Annotated in this window: 19 protein-coding genes; 6 read left to right on the top strand and 13 right to left on the bottom strand. The window is 63.0% G+C overall.

The features are described from left to right. Positions 1-26: 26 nt before the first annotated feature. From ACMGT0_RS06865 to ffh, 8 genes are all read right to left on the bottom strand, one after another. Positions 27-1,331 (bottom strand): homoserine dehydrogenase, encoded by a 1,305-nt coding sequence (locus ACMGT0_RS06865; RefSeq protein ID WP_054059192.1) that lies wholly within the window; start codon positions 1,329-1,331, stop codon positions 27-29. A 140-nt stretch (positions 1,332-1,471) separates the two neighbouring features. Beyond that, complete coding sequence (locus ACMGT0_RS06860; RefSeq protein ID WP_054059193.1) at positions 1,472-2,203, bottom strand: DsbC family protein; 732 nt, start codon at positions 2,201-2,203, stop codon at positions 1,472-1,474. 129 nt (positions 2,204-2,332) lie between these two features. After that, on the bottom strand, positions 2,333-3,229 hold the full coding sequence (gene xerD, locus ACMGT0_RS06855; protein WP_054059194.1) for a site-specific tyrosine recombinase XerD: 897 nt from the start codon (positions 3,227-3,229) through the stop codon (positions 2,333-2,335). Between the two features lie 111 nt (positions 3,230-3,340). Continuing rightward, a complete protein-coding gene (gene rplS, locus ACMGT0_RS06850) occupies positions 3,341-3,691 on the bottom strand; it encodes a 50S ribosomal protein L19 (protein WP_017904968.1) in 351 nt (116 codons plus the stop codon). 45 nt (positions 3,692-3,736) lie between these two features. Next, positions 3,737-4,489 carry a tRNA (guanosine(37)-N1)-methyltransferase TrmD gene (gene trmD, locus ACMGT0_RS06845; RefSeq protein ID WP_054059195.1) on the bottom strand — a complete coding sequence of 251 codons (753 nt, stop codon included), beginning with the start codon at positions 4,487-4,489 and terminating at the stop codon, positions 3,737-3,739. A gap of 3 nt (positions 4,490-4,492) precedes the next feature. Then, positions 4,493-5,029: a ribosome maturation factor RimM gene (gene rimM / locus ACMGT0_RS06840; protein ID WP_054059196.1), complete on the bottom strand. Its 537-nt coding sequence runs from the start codon at positions 5,027-5,029 to the stop codon at positions 4,493-4,495. A 5-nt stretch (positions 5,030-5,034) separates the two neighbouring features. After that, positions 5,035-5,286 carry a 30S ribosomal protein S16 gene (gene rpsP / locus ACMGT0_RS06835; protein WP_017904965.1) on the bottom strand — a complete coding sequence of 84 codons (252 nt, stop codon included), beginning with the start codon at positions 5,284-5,286 and terminating at the stop codon, positions 5,035-5,037. Positions 5,287-5,536: 250 nt separating this feature from the next. Continuing rightward, positions 5,537-6,913: a signal recognition particle protein gene (ffh, locus tag ACMGT0_RS06830; protein WP_054059197.1), complete on the bottom strand. Its 1,377-nt coding sequence runs from the start codon at positions 6,911-6,913 to the stop codon at positions 5,537-5,539. Positions 6,914-7,101: 188 nt separating this feature from the next. On the opposite strand from ffh, the gene ACMGT0_RS06825 reads away from it, so the two are divergent. The 3 genes from ACMGT0_RS06825 (at position 7,102) to ACMGT0_RS06815 (ending at position 10,808) form a co-directional block, all read left to right on the top strand. Then, the gene (locus ACMGT0_RS06825; RefSeq protein ID WP_054059198.1) at positions 7,102-7,914 is read left to right on the top strand and encodes a cytochrome C assembly family protein; all 813 of its coding nucleotides are present in this window, start codon (positions 7,102-7,104) and stop codon (positions 7,912-7,914) included. Positions 7,915-7,926: 12 nt separating this feature from the next. After that, positions 7,927-9,171 (top strand): transporter associated domain-containing protein, encoded by a 1,245-nt coding sequence (locus ACMGT0_RS06820; protein WP_054059199.1) that lies wholly within the window; start codon positions 7,927-7,929, stop codon positions 9,169-9,171. A gap of 323 nt (positions 9,172-9,494) precedes the next feature. Continuing rightward, on the top strand, positions 9,495-10,808 hold the full coding sequence (locus ACMGT0_RS06815) for an MFS transporter (protein ID WP_416771955.1): 1,314 nt from the start codon (positions 9,495-9,497) through the stop codon (positions 10,806-10,808). Positions 10,809-10,932: 124 nt separating this feature from the next. Here the strand turns inward: ACMGT0_RS06815 and purT are convergent, their stop codons facing one another. The 5 genes from purT to ACMGT0_RS06790 form a co-directional block, all read right to left on the bottom strand. Beyond that, a complete protein-coding gene (gene purT / locus ACMGT0_RS06810; protein ID WP_416771954.1) occupies positions 10,933-12,114 on the bottom strand; it encodes a formate-dependent phosphoribosylglycinamide formyltransferase in 1,182 nt (393 codons plus the stop codon). Positions 12,115-12,236: 122 nt separating this feature from the next. Next, entirely contained in the window at positions 12,237-12,716 is a 480-nt protein-coding gene (locus ACMGT0_RS06805; RefSeq protein WP_054059202.1) for a preQ0 transporter, read from the bottom strand. A 489-nt stretch (positions 12,717-13,205) separates the two neighbouring features. After that, complete coding sequence (locus ACMGT0_RS06800; protein ID WP_054059203.1) at positions 13,206-13,421, bottom strand: DUF1289 domain-containing protein; 216 nt, start codon at positions 13,419-13,421, stop codon at positions 13,206-13,208. Continuing rightward, positions 13,418-13,942: a gamma carbonic anhydrase family protein gene (locus ACMGT0_RS06795; protein ID WP_054059204.1), complete on the bottom strand. Its 525-nt coding sequence runs from the start codon at positions 13,940-13,942 to the stop codon at positions 13,418-13,420. The genes ACMGT0_RS06800 and ACMGT0_RS06795 overlap by 4 nt, the downstream gene beginning before the upstream one ends. 52 nt (positions 13,943-13,994) lie before the next feature. Further along, positions 13,995-14,594 (bottom strand): CoA pyrophosphatase, encoded by a 600-nt coding sequence (locus tag ACMGT0_RS06790; protein WP_054059205.1) that lies wholly within the window; start codon positions 14,592-14,594, stop codon positions 13,995-13,997. Between the two features lie 141 nt (positions 14,595-14,735). Here ACMGT0_RS06790 and ACMGT0_RS06785 point away from each other — a divergent pair, with 141 nt between their 5' ends. From ACMGT0_RS06785 to ACMGT0_RS06775, 3 genes are all read left to right on the top strand, one after another. Continuing rightward, entirely contained in the window at positions 14,736-15,293 is a 558-nt protein-coding gene (locus tag ACMGT0_RS06785; protein ID WP_054059206.1) for an NUDIX hydrolase, read from the top strand. Positions 15,294-15,327: 34 nt separating this feature from the next. Next, the gene (locus tag ACMGT0_RS06780) at positions 15,328-15,831 is read left to right on the top strand and encodes a L,D-transpeptidase family protein (protein ID WP_054061877.1); all 504 of its coding nucleotides are present in this window, start codon (positions 15,328-15,330) and stop codon (positions 15,829-15,831) included. Between the two features lie 176 nt (positions 15,832-16,007). Next, positions 16,008-16,739, top strand: a complete 732-nt coding sequence (locus ACMGT0_RS06775; protein WP_054059208.1) for a GntR family transcriptional regulator — start codon at positions 16,008-16,010, stop codon at positions 16,737-16,739. The last annotated feature ends 1 nt before the right edge of the window (position 16,740 follow it).

Here is a 16,740-nt window from a genome sequence, read left to right as displayed (position 1 = left end):
ATTCCTCTCCAGTCGGCGATGCCAACTCAGTTCAAATGCTCGACGCGGATCCGCACGACAGGGCCGACCACGCCCTGCAGGGCCTCCAGCGCTGCGATGGCGTCGTTGATGCGTTGTTCCACCACGCGATGGGTCAGCAGGATCATCGGCACCAGGCCGTCCTGCTCCTCGACTTCCTTCTGCATGATCGACTCGATGTTGATCCCGCGTTCCGACAGGATGCTCGCCACCTGGGCCAGTACGCCTGGATGGTCCTTGGCCTGGATACGCAGGTAGTAGGCACTCTCGCAAGCGTCAATGGGCAGGATCGGGTGAGCCGACAGCGAGTCCGGCTGGAAGGCCAGGTGCGGTACACGGTTCTCCGGATCGGAGGTCATGGCCCGCACTACATCGACCAGGTCGGCGATCACCGAGGAGGCCGTCGGCTCCATGCCGGCACCGGCGCCGTAGAACAGGGTCGAACCGGCGGCATCGCCATTGACCATGACCGCGTTCATCACGCCGTTGACGTTGGCGATCAGACGATCGGCCGGGATCAGCGTCGGGTGAACCCGCAGCTCGATACCCGCGGCGGTGCTGCGCGCCACACCCAGGTGCTTGATGCGATAGCCCAGCGCTTCGGCGTAGTTCACGTCGGCGGTGGTCAGCTTGGTGATGCCCTCGGTATAGGCCTTGTCGAATTGCAGCGGGATACCGAAGGCGATGGAGGCCAGGATGGTCAGCTTGTGCGCGGCATCGATACCCTCGACGTCGAAGGTCGGATCGGCCTCGGCGTAGCCCAGGGCCTGGGCCTCGGCCAGCACATCCTCGAAGGTACGCCCCTTCTCGCGCATTTCGGTGAGGATGAAGTTGCCCGTACCGTTGATGATACCGGCCACCCAGTTGATCCGGTTGGCCGACAGGCCTTCGCGGATCGCCTTGATCACCGGGATGCCGCCCGCCACCGCGGCCTCGAAGGCCACGATCACGCCGTTCTCACGGGCCTTGGCGAAAATTTCGTTACCGTGCACGGCGATCAGCGCCTTGTTCGCGGTAACCACGTGCTTGCCGTTCTCGATCGCTTTGAGTACCAGCTCACGGGCAACGGTATAGCCGCCCATCAGCTCTACGACGACGTCGATCTCAGGGTTCGTGGCCACTTCGAAGACATCGTTGGTAATCGCAATACCGGTCGTTTGGAACTGAGGCTTTGGCGTGCGAATGGCAATCTGTGCCACTTCGATCCCACGCCCGGCACGACGAGCAATTTCCTCGGCGTTACGCTGAAGTACGTTGAAGGTGCCGCCACCGACGGTACCTAACCCACAGATGCCTACTTTGACCGGTTTCACTCTTGACTCCCCATGAAACGGCCGACACGAGGTCGGCCGTGAAAAACAGCCGCTGATCCACCAGCGGCCTGCTGTTTGAGACCGGCGGGCCAGAGGCTCGCGGTCGTGCTCGTCTGAAGACGGACTGCGACGAGACCGAATTACTTGGCTGCCAGCGCCAGTTTGGCGACTTGTGCGGCCGGCTGATAGCCTGGAATTACCTGACCGTCGGCCAAAACGATGGCCGGTGTACCATTGACACCGATCGACTGGCCCAGGGCGAACTGCCGGGAAACCGGGTTGGTGCATTTGGCCGCCTTGATTTCCTCGCCTTCGACCATCTTGTCCATCGCCGCGCGCTTGTCGGTCGAGCACCAGACCGCCTGCAACTGCTGGTCACCCGGCGAACCCAGCCCTTGGCGCGGGAACGCCACGTAGCGGACCTCGATGCCCATCTTGTTCAACGCCGGCACTTCGGCGTGCAGCTTGTGGCAATAAGGGCAGGTGGTGTCGGTGAACACGGTGATGTGCGACTTGGTTTCGCCGATGGCTGGATAGACCACGGTTTCCGCCACCGGAATACCGTTGATCAGCTTCGAAATCCCCAGGCGCTCGGTCTTCTCGGTCAGGTTGACCGGCTTGCCATCCTTGAGCTGGAACAGATAGCCCTGCATGACGAACTGGCCGTCGGCACTCGCGTACAACACACGGCTGCCCTTGAGCTTGACTTCATAGAGGCCACTCAACGGGCTGGCGGTGATGCTCTCCACCGGGGTCTCCAGCTGGAGGCTGTCGAGGCTCTTGCGGATCGCCTGTTCGGCCGCGTCGTCGGCCAGGGCGAAGGTACTGGCCAACGCCAGGGCGGCGGCGGCGAAAATCTGGATCAAGCGCATGGGAACTCCTGATAGCGGGCACGGGGCCAGGCTGGTCTGTCCATTCTGAAACGGAGCGACTGCAAGCGCCCGCATAGCAAACCGCTAGAGCCTAACACATAAGCCCGGCCGGGCCGAAGCCCGTATGGATCAACCGCGCGGGTGATGCCTGGCATGCATGTCCTGCAGGCGGGCACGGGCGACATGGGTGTAGATCTGGGTCGTCGACAGGTCGCTGTGGCCGAGCAGCATCTGTACCACCCGCAGGTCCGCACCATGGTTGAGCAGGTGGGTGGCAAAGGCGTGCCGCAGGGTATGCGGCGACAACGACTTGCTGATCCCGGCGACCTGGGCCTGGTGCTTGATCCGATGCCAGAAGGTCTGGCGGGTCATCTGTTCGCCACGCTGGCTGGGAAACAGCACGTCGCTGGGTCGCCCGCCGAGCAGTTCGCCACGGGCATCGCGCAGGTAGCGCTCGACCCAGACGATCGCCTCCTCGCCCATCGGCACCAGGCGCTCCTTGCTGCCCTTGCCCATCACCCGCAGCACGCCCTGGCGCAGGTTGACCTGCTCCAGCGTCAGGCTGACCAGTTCGGTCACCCGCAGACCGCAGGCGTACAGCACCTCGAGCATGGCGCGGTCGCGCTGGCCGATGGCTTCGCTCAGATCCGGGGCGTTGAGCAGGGCCTCGACGTCGGCTTCCGACAGGGATTTGGGCAGCGGCCTGCCCAACTGCGGCATCTCGACCTGCAGAGTCGGGTCGACGGCAATCAGCTTTTCCCGCAGCAGGTAACGGTAGAAGCCACGCGCACCGGAGAGAAAACGCGCCGTGGAGCGTGGCTTGTAGGCCTGTTCCACACGCCAGGACAGGTGGTCGAGGATCAGTTCCCGCCCGGCACTGGCCAGTTCCAGGCCCTTTTCCTGCAGCCAGCCATTGAACAGCGCCAGATCGCTCCGATAGGCATCGCGGGTATTGTCCGAGAGGCCTTTTTCCAACCACAGGGCGTCGAGAAACTGGTCGATGAGAGGGTGATCGATGGCTGGCATAAAGACTCGAAACGCGTGACACGGCAAACGAAGTCAGAGTGCCCAAGGATAAAAATCCAGGCAACAAAAAAGCAGCCCGTAGGCTGCTTTTTTCTGCATCGGAAGCTGGACTCAGGCCAGTTTTTCCTTGATGCGAGCTGCTTTACCCGACAGGTCGCGCAGGTAGTACAGCTTGGCTTTACGTACGTCACCGCGACGCTTGACAGCCATGCTGTCGATTTGCGGGCTGTAGGTCTGGAAGGTACGCTCTACGCCAACACCGTTGGAGATTTTACGTACGGTGAACGCGCTGTTCACACCGCGGTTACGCTTGGCAATTACCACGCCTTCGAAGGCCTGCAGACGCGAACGATCGCCTTCCTTCACTTTCACCTGAACGACAATGGTGTCGCCCGGGGCAAAGGCTGGGATCTCTTTGGTCATCTGCTCGGCTTCGAGTTGCAGAATGATTTTGTTGGTCATGCTGTGCTCCTAAGGTAAATCGTCGGATCTACCATCGATACGTTGTTAACTATCGTCCCGCTCGCGGATGTATTCCTCGAGCAGCTTCTTCTCTTCTCCAGAAAGCGAGCGTCTTTCCAGAAGATCGGCGCGTCGTTCCGAGGTCCTGCCAAGGGACTGCTTCAGACGCCAACGCCGGATATGTGCGTGGTTGCCACTGAGCAACACGTCGGGAACACGCTGATCCGCATACACCTCCGGACGGGTGTAGTGCGGGCAATCCAGCAAACCATCCGTGAAGGAATCCTCCTCCGCGGAGTCCGCATGCCCTAAAGCTCCGGGCAGCAGTCGTGTAACCGCATCTATCAGGACCATCGCCGGCAGCTCGCCACCGGACAGGACATAGTCCCCAATCGACCACTCTTCATCGACATGAGCCTCAATGAAACGCTCGTCGATGCCTTCATAACGACCAGCAATGAGGATCAAGGCATCCTCTTTCGCCAGGTCGCGAACCGCCAACTGATTCAGCTGCCGGCCCTGGGGCGACAGGTAGATCACCTTCGCCGCCTCCCCCGCTGCCGCCTTGGCCTGAACCAGGGCATCCTCGAGAGGCTTGATCTTCATCACCATGCCCGGACCACCGCCAAATGGGCGATCATCCACAGTGTGATGTCGATCCGTCGTATAGTCCCGCGGGTTCCAACAGGTCAGTTGCAACAACCCCTGTTTCACCGCACGACTGCTGATGCCGTAGTCGCTGATGGCGGAAAACATCTCGGGAAACAGCGTAATCACTTCTACGCGCAGGCTCGCCATTGCTTAGAAGTCCGCGTCCCAATCCACCTTCATCTCGCCAGCGGCAAGGTCGACAGCCAACACGCATTGCTCGGTATACGGCAACAGGCGTTCGCGATCATCCAGGCTGCCCGGACAAGGCTTGACCACCATGACATCATTCGAGCCGGTTTCGAGCAGGTGATCGATCTTCCCGAGCAGTTGCCCGAGGGTGTCGATGACCTTGAGACCTTCCAGCTGGTACCAGTAGTACTCGCCGTCGGTCAGCTCAGGGAACAGGCTGCTTGGCACGCAGATCTCATAACCGGCCAGAAGACGAGCTTCTTCACGATCATCGAGACCCTTGAGCTTCGCGACCAGGAACTTTTCGTTCCCGCGTCCACTGACCAGCTCCACCTGTTTCACACTGCCCTCGCGCTTGAGCGTCCAGGTCTTGTAGTTCAACAGGTTCTTGATCGGATCCGTAAAGGAATAGACCTTTACTTCGCCGCGAACGCCATGAACAGAGTAGATCTTGCCGATAACGATCAGATCATCGGTAGAAGCAGGCGTCGCGTTCATATCGCTCAGGCCGCAGCCTTGGCGTTTTCCTTCAGCAACTGAGCAACACGCTCAGAAGGTTGTGCACCAACGCTCAACCAGTAGTTGACGCGCTCTTGGTTCACGGACAAACGAACTTCCTGGCCGCGAGCAATCGGGTTGAAGAAACCCACTTGTTCTTTGTGCGAACCGTCACGAGCGTTGCGGCTGTCGGTTACGGTCAGGTGGTAAAACGGGCGCTTCTTGGAGCCGCCAAGGGCAAGACGGATTGTTAGCATGTGAACATCGTTCCTGTAGTCGGTGCTGCAAATCTAAATGCACAGCGGGCATGGGTGCCCGAAAGGCCGCATATTCTAAGGAATATCCGGACTTTTGCCAATGCCTTTTTCCGGCGTCCAGCGCCGTGCAATAGAGACCTGCCATGAAGCCGTTGCGATGAACGGCGGGTCAGCCCCCGCCAATGCGGGTTGGCTGGATTTCCCCGCATCCCTGCGGGGCAACGCCGACACGACGGCCGGCGCAGATTCCTTACATTTTCGGCATGCCACCACCCGGCAGCATGCCACCAAGACCGCGCATCATCTTGGCCATGCCGCCCTTGGCGGTGAATTTCTTCATCATCTTCTGCATCTGCTTGTGCTGCTTGATCAAGCGGCCGATGTCCTGCACCTGGGTACCGGAACCCAACGCGATCCGGCGCTTGCGCGAGCCGCTGATCAGCTCGGGATCGCGGCGCTCGGCCGGGGTCATGGAATTGATGATGGCTTCCATCTGCTTGAATTGCTTCTCCGCCGCATTCTGGGCGTTGCCCATCTGCGCCAGGTTCACGCCGCCGATGTTCGGCAGCTTGTCCATCAGGCCGCCGAGGCCGCCCATGTTCTTCATCTGTTGCAACTGATCGCGGAAGTCTTCGAGGTCGAAGCCCTTGCCCTTCTTCAGTTTCTTGGCCAGCTTGTCGGCCTTTTCCTTGTCGAGGGTCTGTTCGGCCTGCTCGATCAGGCTGAGCACGTCGCCCATGCCGAGGATTCGCGACGCGATCCGGTCCGGGTGGAAGGGATCGAGCGCTTCGCTCTTTTCACCCATACCGATGAACTTGATCGGCTTGCCGGTAATGGCGCGAACCGACAGCGCGGCACCGCCACGGGCATCACCGTCGACCTTGGTCAGGACCACGCCGGTCAGCGGCAGCGCATCGCCGAAGGCCTTGGCCGTATTGGCCGCGTCCTGGCCGGTCATGGCGTCGACGACGAACAGGGTCTCCACCGGTTTGATGGCCGCGTGCAACTGCTGGATCTCGACCATCATCTCGGCGTCGACGTGCAGGCGGCCGGCGGTGTCGACGATCACCACGTCGATGAACTTCAGCCGCGCTTCCCGGATAGCCGCTTCGGCGATGGCCACCGGCTTCTGGCTGATGTCGGACGGGAAAAAGGTCACGCCGATATCGTTGGCCAGGGTTTCCAGCTGCTTGATCGCGGCCGGGCGGTAGACGTCCGCCGACACCACCATCACGCTTTTCTTCTTGCGCTCCTTGAGGAAGCGCGCCAGCTTGCCGGCGGTGGTGGTCTTGCCCGCGCCCTGCAAACCGGCCATCAGGATGACCGCAGGCGGCACGGCGGCGAGGTTCAGGTCCTCGTTGGCCGCGCCCATCAGGCTTTCGAGTTCGGCCTGGACGATCTTCACGAACGCCTGGCCCGGCGTCAGGCTGCGCGAGACTTCGGTACCGACCGCGCGCTCCTTGACCGAATTGACGAAGTCCTTCACCACCGGCAGGGCGACGTCGGCTTCGAGCAACGCCATGCGCACTTCACGCAGGGTGTCTTTGATATTGTCCTCGGTCAGCTTGGCCTTGCCGGTGACATGGCGCAGCGTCTGCGAGAGACGGTCGGTCAGGTTTTCAAACATGCGCGATCCTTTGAAGCCACTGAGGTAATGGGCCGCCGGCGAACGGAAAAATGCGCCTGGCGAGCCTGCAGCGTGGGCAGATCGCGAATTATAACGAGACTGCGTGCGCGGCACTAGCGCCACGGTCTTTCGTGGACTGGCGGTTATATGCCAAACTCAGCCCCTTTCGGGCTTGCTTCACAGGACTTATGTCTCCTCTGTCACCCAGTTTTCTGACCAGCATTGCCGCAGCCTGCCTGTATGCCGCCGCGGCCCTCTATCAAGGCGCGCGTCTGCGCCAGCGCGCCAAGGCCGACAAGCGCCTGCTGGTCGGGCTCGGCGCCTTCGCCGTACTGGCCCACGCCATCGCCTTGTGCGCCCACCTGGCGACCCCGGTCGGCCTGGGCCTGGATTTCTTCAATGCCGCCAGCCTGATCGCCGTCGCGGTGATTGCCCTGACCCTGGTCGCCTGCCTGCGGATTCCCGTGGAGAACCTGCTGCTCCTGCTGTTCCCGCTGGGGCTGCTGACCGTATTGCTCGCGCAGTTCGCGCCATCGGGCACGGTACAGATCATCGACGAGGAGCCGGGCATCCTCGCGCACATCCTGCTGTCGATCCTCGCCTACGGCATGTTCACCATCGCGGTGTTCCAGTCCTTGCTGCTGCTGTTGCAGGACCACCAGTTGAAGAACAAGCACCCCTCGGGCCTGATCCGCAACTTCCCGCCGCTGCAGACCATGGAAAGCCTGCTGTTCGGTTTCCTCTGGGCCGGCTGGACCCTGCTGTCACTGTCGCTGATCTCCGGCTGGCTGTTCGTCGAGAACCTGTTCGCCCAGCACCTGGTGCACAAGACCCTGCTGGCCTGCCTGGCCTGGGTGGTGTTCAGCGTACTGCTGTGGGGGCGCAACCGCCTCGGCTGGCGCGGGCACAAGGCAATCCGCTGGACCCTGGCCGGCTTCTGCCTGCTGATGCTGGCCTATTTCGGCAGCAAGCTGGTTCGCGAATACATCCTGCACATCTGACGGGCCGAGAACATGGACAACCTGCCCGCCGGGCCGATGCTCGCCGTATTGGCCCTGCTGATCCTGTGGTCGGCGCTGTTCACCGCCATCGAGGTCGCCCAGCATCTGCTCACGGCCCAGCGTCCGGCCTCCCGCGCCGGGGACAGGCCAGCGGCCCGCCTGAGTTTCCCGCGTGAAAGCCTGATCCTCTGCAACACTCTGTGCCGCATCGTCGTGGTGATCATCGCCACCCTGCTCTCGCTGCTGCTCTGGGGCAACCACGGCCCCTGGCTGGCCTGCCTGGGCAGTGCCGTCGCCCTGCTGGTGCTGGCCGACTACCTGCCGCGCCTGCTCGCCGCCCGCTACCCCGAAGCCATGCTCGCGGTCGGCAATGCCCTGCTCGGAATCCCCCTGAAGATCGTCTATCCCGCGGCCTGGTTGCTGAACGGCAGCGCCCGCCTGCTGCTCAAGCCCTTCATCAGCAAGGCCGGCGCGGTCAGGCAGAGCGACGAGGACATGCCGCCGGTCGATCTGGAGGAGCCCGGCAAGGAACATTCGACCCGGCCACAGTTGCTGTCCGGGATTCACGCGCTGGACAACATCACGGTCAATGACATCCTGGTGCCGCGCAGCGAAGTGGACGGGATCAACCTGGACGACCCGATCGAAGACATCATCGTGCAGTTGCGCAACAGCAAGCGCACCCGCCTGCCGGTGTTCCACAGTGATATCAACCAGGTCGAAGCGGTGCTCAACACCCGCCAGGTCCGCCATCTGCTGCCCGATGCCAGCCTGACCCTGCCCGCCCTGCTGAGCGCCTGCCATGAGCCCTACTTCGTTCCGGAAAGCACCCCGCTGCAATTGCAGTTGCTGAATTTCCACAAGCAGCAGCGGCGCCTGGGCATGGTCGTGGATGAATACGGCGAAGTGCTGGGCATCGTCACCCTGGAAGACATTCTCGAAGAGATCGTCGGCGAATTCGAAAACGAGCACAGCCTCGACAACCCGCACATCCACCCCCAGGCCGATGGCCGACTGGTGATCGAAGGTGCCGCCTCGATCCGCGAGCTGAACAAGAGCCTGGGCTGGCACCTGCCCTGCGACGGCCCCAAGACCCTCAACGGGCTGGTCACCGAAGCCCTGGAGACCATCCCGGAGAGCGCGGTCTGCCTGAAGATCGGCCGTTATCGCCTGGAGATCCTCGAAACCGAGGACAACAGGGTCAGCCGGGTGCTGGCCTGGCATACCAGCGCGCCCCCCACGCCTCCGTCTCCCTGACGAAGCAGCACCTTCACTTATGGCATTCAGCCCGTCTGCCCATGGTGCCGGCGAGAACGCCCTCGCCAGCAAGCCGGCTCGGGCAGGGGCGGGTGCTACACGGGTGAGCGGTGCTCTTGTTCGATGCATGGGCGGCTTCCTATAATCGAATCGGCTTACCCAGCCTCACCGGACCGCCTGCCCACCCGCAACCCGCCCTCCGGCCCTGCACGCTGCAACTCCCCCGGCGCCGGACAGAACCCCGACCGGCCCGGCACAAGCCCTTATCCCTGGGTGTTCACTACTAACAATTCCTACGAGCAAGACTTTCAGGGAACCGCGTAATGACTGCCAGCACCACCCTCGACGCCCCATCGACCACACCGCTGAACTCCACTGCCCGGGTCGCGACCGCCAGCTTCATCGGTACCGCCATCGAGTTCTACGACTTCTATGTCTACGCCACCGCCGCTGCGCTGGTGATCGGACCGGTGTTCTTCCCCCAGACCGACAGTACCGCACAGATGCTGTCGGCGTTCCTGACCTTCGGCATCGCCTTTCTCGCCCGCCCGTTGGGCTCGATCCTGTTCGGCCACTTCGGTGACCGGATCGGGCGCAAGTCGACCCTGGTCGCCTCGCTGCTGCTGATGGGCGTGTGCACCACGCTGATCGGCGTGCTGCCCGGCTACTCCAGCATTGGCGCGTGGGCACCGCTGCTGCTGTGCCTGCTGCGCTTCGGCCAGGGCCTCGGGCTCGGCGGGGAATGGGGCGGCGCCGCGTTGCTGGCGACCGAGAACGCCCCCGAGGGCAAACGTGCCTGGTTCGGCATGTTCCCGCAGTTGGGCCCTTCGATCGGCTTCCTCGCGGCCAACGGCCTGTTCCTGATCCTCGCCATGAGCCTCAGCGACGAGCAGTTCCGCTCGTGGGGCTGGCGGATTCCGTTCCTGCTCAGCGCCGTGCTGGTGATCGTCGGCCTCTATGTGCGCCTCAAGCTCGAGGAAACGCCGATCTTCGCCAATGCCGTGGCACGTCACGAACGGGTGAAGATGCCGCTGGTCGAGCTGTTCAGCCGCTACTGGGTACCGGTGCTGCTGGGCTCGGTGGCCATGGTGGTGTGTTACGCGCTGTTCTATATCTCGGCGGTATTCTCACTGAGCTACGGTGTCGCCAACCTCGGCTACAGCCGCGAGACCTTCCTCGGCCTGCTGTGCTTTGCCGTGCTGTTCATGGCGGCAGCCACGCCACTGGCGGCCTGGGCCAGCGACCGCTTCGGACGCAAGCCGGTGCTGATCGTCGGTGCGCTGCTGGCACTGCTGTCCGGCTTCAGCATGGAACCGCTGCTGGGCCACGGCTCGACCTGGGGCGTCGCGCTGTTCCTGAGCCTGGAGCTGTTCCTGATGGGGGTGACGTTCGCCCCGATGGGTGCGCTGCTGCCGGAGCTTTTTCCCACTCACGTGCGTTATACCGGTGCTTCGGCGGCCTATAACCTGGGCGGTATCGTCGGGGCCTCGGCCGCGCCGTTCTTTGCGCAGAAGCTGGTGACAATGGGTGGTTTGAGCTGGGTCGGCGGGTATGTGTCGGCGGCGGCGGTGCTGAGCCTGATTGCCATTCTGTGCCTGAGGGAGACACGCTACAGCGATCTGGACAAGGTCGGCTGATAGCGGTGGGGTATGGCCGCCGTTGGCGGTTCGCGGCGGTGCGGCGTCCCGAGAAGCCCGGCGCCTACAGGTACGGCGGTGACCTGTAGGCGCCGGGCTTGTGCGCGAATAGGACGACGCGGTTTTAAAGCTCTACAACCACCGCCTGAGCCGCACGGGTCGCCTTGGCCCGCGCCGCTTCGATCGACTCGTCACGCGCCAGGGCCACGCCCATGCGGCGCTGGCCGTTGACTTCCGGCTTGCCGAACAGGCGCAGGGCTGTATCCGGCTCGCTCAGGGCTGCGCCGAGGTTGGCGAAAGCGGTCTGGGTCGACTGGCCCTCGACCAGGATCACGGCCGAGGCCGATGGACCGAACTGACGGATCAACGGGATCGGCAGGCCGAGAATGGCCCGGGCGTGCAGGGCGAACTGCGACAGATCCTGGGAAATCATGGTGACCATGCCGGTGTCATGCGGGCGCGGCGACACTTCGCTGAACCACACCTGGTCGCCCTTGATGAACAGCTCGACGCCGAACATGCCACGGCCGCCCAGGGCCTCGGTGACCGCCTTGGCGACCCGCTCCGACTCGGCCAGCGCCACCGGACTCATGGCCTGCGGCTGCCAGGACTCCTGGTAGTCGCCCTTTTCCTGACGGTGGCCGACCGGCGCGCAGAACGTGGTGCCGCCGATGTGGCGCACGGTCAGCAGGGTGATTTCGTAGTCGAAATCGATGAAGCCCTCGACGATCACCCGGCCCTTGCCGGCACGCCCGCCTTCCTGGGCATAGTCCCAGGCCTTCTGCACGTCATCGACGCTGCGCAGCAGGCTCTGGCCCTTGCCCGAGGAACTCATCACCGGCTTGACCACGCAGGGGAAGCCGAGGTCCTGGACCGCCTTGCTGTAGTCCTCGAAGGTGTCGGCGAAGTGGTACGGCGAGGTCGGCAGCTTCAGCTCTTCGGCGGCCAGGCGACGGATGCCTTCGCGGTTCATGGTCAGTTGTGCGGCACGGGCGGTCGGCACCACGGTGAACCCTTCGGTCTCCAGTTCCACCAGGGTGGCGGTGGCGATGGCCTCGATCTCCGGCACGATGAAGTGCGGCTTCTCGGCTTCGATCACCGCGCGCAGGGCCGCGCCATCGAGCATGTTGATCACGTGGCTGCGGTGGGCGACCTGCATGGCCGGCGCGCTCGCATAGCGATCGACGGCAATCACCTCGGCACCCAGGCGTTGCAGCTCGATCACCACTTCCTTGCCCAGCTCACCACAGCCACAAAGCAATACGCGAGTCGCGGTCGGCGACAGTGGAGTTCCGATACGGGTCATTTCAGGTCCTCGAGGAAACGGATCATCGAAGGCACCCGCTCACCGGGCACCTGCTGGGAAGAAAGGCGGGCATTTTACATGAACTGCGGCGGTTCGCCTGTATGGCCTGCGCCCCGTTCGGGCTATCCCTTCAGGGCGTCCTGATGAACGGCCTTGCGCTGGCGCCAGGCCATGGCCAGCCAGACCACGGTGACCCCGGCGAACTTGGAGCCCAACGCGGTGAGAATCACCCCGGGCGTCAGGGCATCGATCAGGCCGAAGAAGATGAAGGTATCCAGCGGGATGCTCAGGGCCGAACTGATCCACAGACGGTCGTGCAGAGGGCGTCGGGTGATGGTGAACACCAGCCAGTCGATGCACTCGGACACGGCGAAGGCCGTGGCACTGGCCAGGGCAATGGCCGGGTCGGAGGTGACGTAGGACAACAGCAACGCCACCAGCATGGCGACGATCGCACCATGGCCGAAGCGGGTTTGCACCATGTCCCGGAGCACGAACACCAACCCGCCCCAGGCCGACCAGATGATGTCCAGGTGCGGCGCGCTGGAAAACGCGAAGTTGATCAGCACGACGCTGGCGATGTAGGCGATGAGAAAGAACATGGAATGGACGGATTACCTGTCGATATAGCCGCACAGGGTACTGCAGGAGCCGGCGCCTGGCGATAACCGCGTTGGAGCCGTCGCCGGCATAGGGACACTGCCGCCGGTGCAGATGCTGGACTGGGCGCAAGGCTTACGGGCGTATTCGCGGGCAAGCCCGGCTCCTACAAGGGACGGGCCGCATGCAGAATTGGCGTTTGACGCAAATCCCAGGGACGGGCGTGTGCAGATTTGACGTTTGGCGCAAATCCCGGGGACGGGCGTTTGCAGATTTGACGTTTGGCGCAAATCCCGGGGACGGGCGTGTGCAGATTTGACGTTTGGCGCAAATCCCGGGGACGGGCGTGTGCAGATTTGACGTTTGGCGCAAATCCCGGGGACGGGCGTGTGCAGATTTGACGTTTGGCGCAAATCCCGGGGACGGGCGTGTGCAGATTTGGCGTTTGGCGCAAATCCTGTAGGAGCAGGGCTTGCCCGCGAATACGCCCGTCAGGACACCGCTGGACTGGCTAACGTCCACAGAACGCCGGCCGCCCTGGCCCGCTCATGACAGCGCCCCAGGACCTCGCGTCGCTCGGCGTTGTCCATCCGCCCCCAGCGGCTGATTTCCCCTGCCGTGCGCTGGCAGCCGGTACAGATGTCCTGCTCGTCCAGCGCGCAGATGCTCACGCAGGGCGAGGCCACCGGGCGTTCGGTCGTGCTCATGCCTGGTCTTCCTGCAGGTCGCGGGCATACCGTTGCGCGTTATGCACGTAATGGGCCGCGCTGGCTTCGAGCATCTTCTTCTGCTGCTCGGTCAGTTCGCGCACCACCTTGCCCGGCGAGCCCATGACCAGCGAGCCGTCGGGGATTTCCTTGTTCTCACCGATCAGCGCATTGGCGCCGATGATGCAGTGCCTGCCGATCTTCGCGCCGTTGAGAATCACCGCGTTGATGCCGATCAGACTGTAGTCGCCGACGGTGCAGCCATGCAGCATGGCGTTATGGCCGATGGTCACGCCGGTCCCGATGGTCAGTGGATAGCCCATGTCGGTGTGCATCACCGTGCCATCCTGCACGTTACTGTTGGGGCCGATCAGGATCAGTTCGTTGTCGCCGCGCAATACGGCGTTGAACCAGACGCTGGCGCCCTCTTGCAGCTTGACCTTGCCCACCAGCACGGCATTGGGAGCCACCCAGCTCTGCGGATGGGCTTCGACGCGAAAGTCGCCCAGACGGTATTTCATGCGGTAATCCTCACGGCTCGGGGTACGGCGCCATACTGACGATGGCTTGGATTCAGAGATTGATGAAGCGCTGCGGTGGCTGGTACAGGTCGATCCGGGTGTCATACAGCAGGTTGACCAGCTCGACGATCATGATCGCCGTCAGCCCCCAGATCTTGTACTCGCCATATCGGTAGCTCGGCACATAGCAGCTGCGGCCCTGGTAGTCGATGCGGTGAGTGTGCTCGCGCGGGTCCTCGCGAAAGAACGCCAAGGGCACATTGAACACTGCGGCGATCTCGGCATCGTTGGCCCGGTACTCGACGAAGTCCGGCACCAGGCCGACATACGGCGTGACCTTGAGACCGTACAGCGAGACCAGCGGGCTCAACGGCCCGACGATCTCCACCAGGCCCGGCGCCAGGCCGATCTCCTCCTCGGCCTCGCGCAGGGCGGTGAACACCAGGTCCGGGTCTTCCGGATCGCGCCGACCGCCGGGAAATGCCACCTCGCCGCCATGGGTCGAAAGGCCGCTGGCACGCAGGGTCAATACCAGTTCCGGCTCTTCGCTGCGCGTGATCGGCACCAATACCGCCGCCTCCGGAAAACGTCGGTCCGTTTCCAGGGGCCGGGGGGTATGCTCTCTTACACGTCGAAGTAGCTCATCCTGCATAGCTGATCTCGATGTCTGACTTACCCTGCATCATGCACCAAACCGTCAGACCGCCCAACCCCTCAACTGTTTCGTGAATGCACAACTTGCCGACAGGCAGCGGCACACGCAAAAATAGACGGATCCTCCAGAGAATAGCCCATGAAGTTCTGCAGCCAGTGCGGCAAACCGGTCAGTCAACGTATCCCCGAAGGCGACACGCGCCTGCGCTTTGTCTGCGACCACTGCCAGACCATTCATTACCAGAATCCCAATATCGTCGCCGGCTGCCTGCCGGTCTGGGGCAGCCAGGTGCTGCTGTGCCGACGCGCCATCGAGCCACGGCTGGGCTACTGGACCCTGCCGGCGGGTTTCATGGAGAACGGCGAGACCGTGGAGCAGGCCGCACGCCGGGAAACGCTCGAGGAAGCCTGCGCCCGGGTGAACGACCTGAGGATCTACACCCTGATCGACGTGCCGCACATCAACCAGGTGCATGTGTTCTATCGCGCCGAACTGGCCGACCTGGACTTCGCCGCCGGCCCCGAGAGCCTGGAAGTGCGCCTGTTCGAAGAGCACGAGATCCCCTGGTCAGAGCTGGCTTTCAGGACGGTCGGGCGTACCTTAGAATGCTTCTTCGCCGACCGCCCTACCCAGGAATTCCCGGTACGCAGCGAAGCCGTGCCGCCCATGATGCCGAAGGCGGCCGACCCACAATAAGCCGCTCTGCCACCTTTCCAGGGATATCGTTTCAATGCGTTGGTTGTTAGCCGTCTTCTGCCTGTCGTTCGCCACGCTGTCCCAGGCCTCCGCCGCCGACCCGCTGCAGGGCCGGACCATCGAAAAAGTCCTGGTTCTCAAGTCCGCCCACCAGTTGCAACTGATCAACGACGGCAAGCCGCTGAAGACCTACCGGATCTCCCTGGGCCGCAACCCCAAGGGCCCCAAGCTGATCGAGGGCGACCGCCGCACGCCGGAAGGGTTCTACTGGATCGACTGGCGCAAGACCAGCGAGAAGTTCAACCTGTCGATGCACATCTCCTACCCGAACATCAGCGACGCCGCCCGCGCCCGCCGCGAGGGCGTCAACCCCGGCAGCATGATCATGATCCACGGCACACCGGACTCCGAGGACTACCCGGAGCAATGGCTGCATACCCTGGACTGGACCGACGGCTGCATCGGCATGCGCAACGTCGACATGCGCGAGGTGTGGAACCTGGTCAAGGACGGCACCCTGGTGGAAATCCGCCCCTGAGCCTGCGTGCAACCACCCTGATACCACTCAATCGCGAAAAGCCCGGCATGCCACCCATGCCGGGCTTTTTGTTACGTTCGGGAAAGACCACTGGCATTGACATGGTATTCAAGTGGTATTACTTTCAATACCACTACCGAGCACAAGAACGCCAATAACCGCATCGGAAAACCTGCATGGACAAGATCCTCGCCCTGCGACCTGACGAGTCCCAACCGACACCGCTGTACCTGCAGCTGGCACGCAACCTCGAGGCCGCCATTCATGCCGGCCAATGGAAAGCCGAACAGGCGCTGCCCTCGGAACGCAACCTGAGCGAGTTGCTGGGCATTTCCCGGGTCACCTCGCGCAAGGCCCTGGAGGTACTTCTCGAACAAGGCCTGATCCGTCGCAACCAGGGCTCCGGCACCTTCATCACCCCACGGCTGGAACAGCCGCTGTCACGCCTTTCCAGCTTCAGCGAAATGCTCCGTTCCAAAGGCTTCGTACCCGGTTCCCAATGGCTGGAACGCCATATCACTCTGCCCAGCCATGAAGAGCTGATCCGCCTGGCCCTCTCGCCCAGTGCCGAGGTTGCGCGCCTCAAGCGCCTGCGCAAGGCCGACGACACGGTGATGGCGATCGAGATGAGCACCCTGCCCGCCACGCTGCTCCCCGAACCGGAGAAGATCGGCGATTCGCTCTACGAATACCTGGACGGTATCGGCCGCCCCGTGGTGCGGGCGCTGCAACATATCCGCGCGATCAATGCCTCGCCGGACTTCGCCGCCCTGGTCGGCATCGAGCCCGGTACCGCGATGCTGCTGATGACCCGCGTCGGCTACCTGGAGGACAACACCCCCATCGAACTGACCGACACCTATTGCCGCAACGACTACTACGACTTCGTCGCCGAGTTGCGACGCTAGC

Origin of the sequence: Pseudomonas sp. RHF3.3-3 (assembly GCF_048069595.1) — a bacterium.
Lineage (GTDB): Bacteria > Pseudomonadota > Gammaproteobacteria > Pseudomonadales > Pseudomonadaceae > Aquipseudomonas > Aquipseudomonas fuscovaginae_B.
Note: the sequence above shows the minus strand (reverse complement) of the source record. Positions and strands in the feature narration are given on the sequence as shown.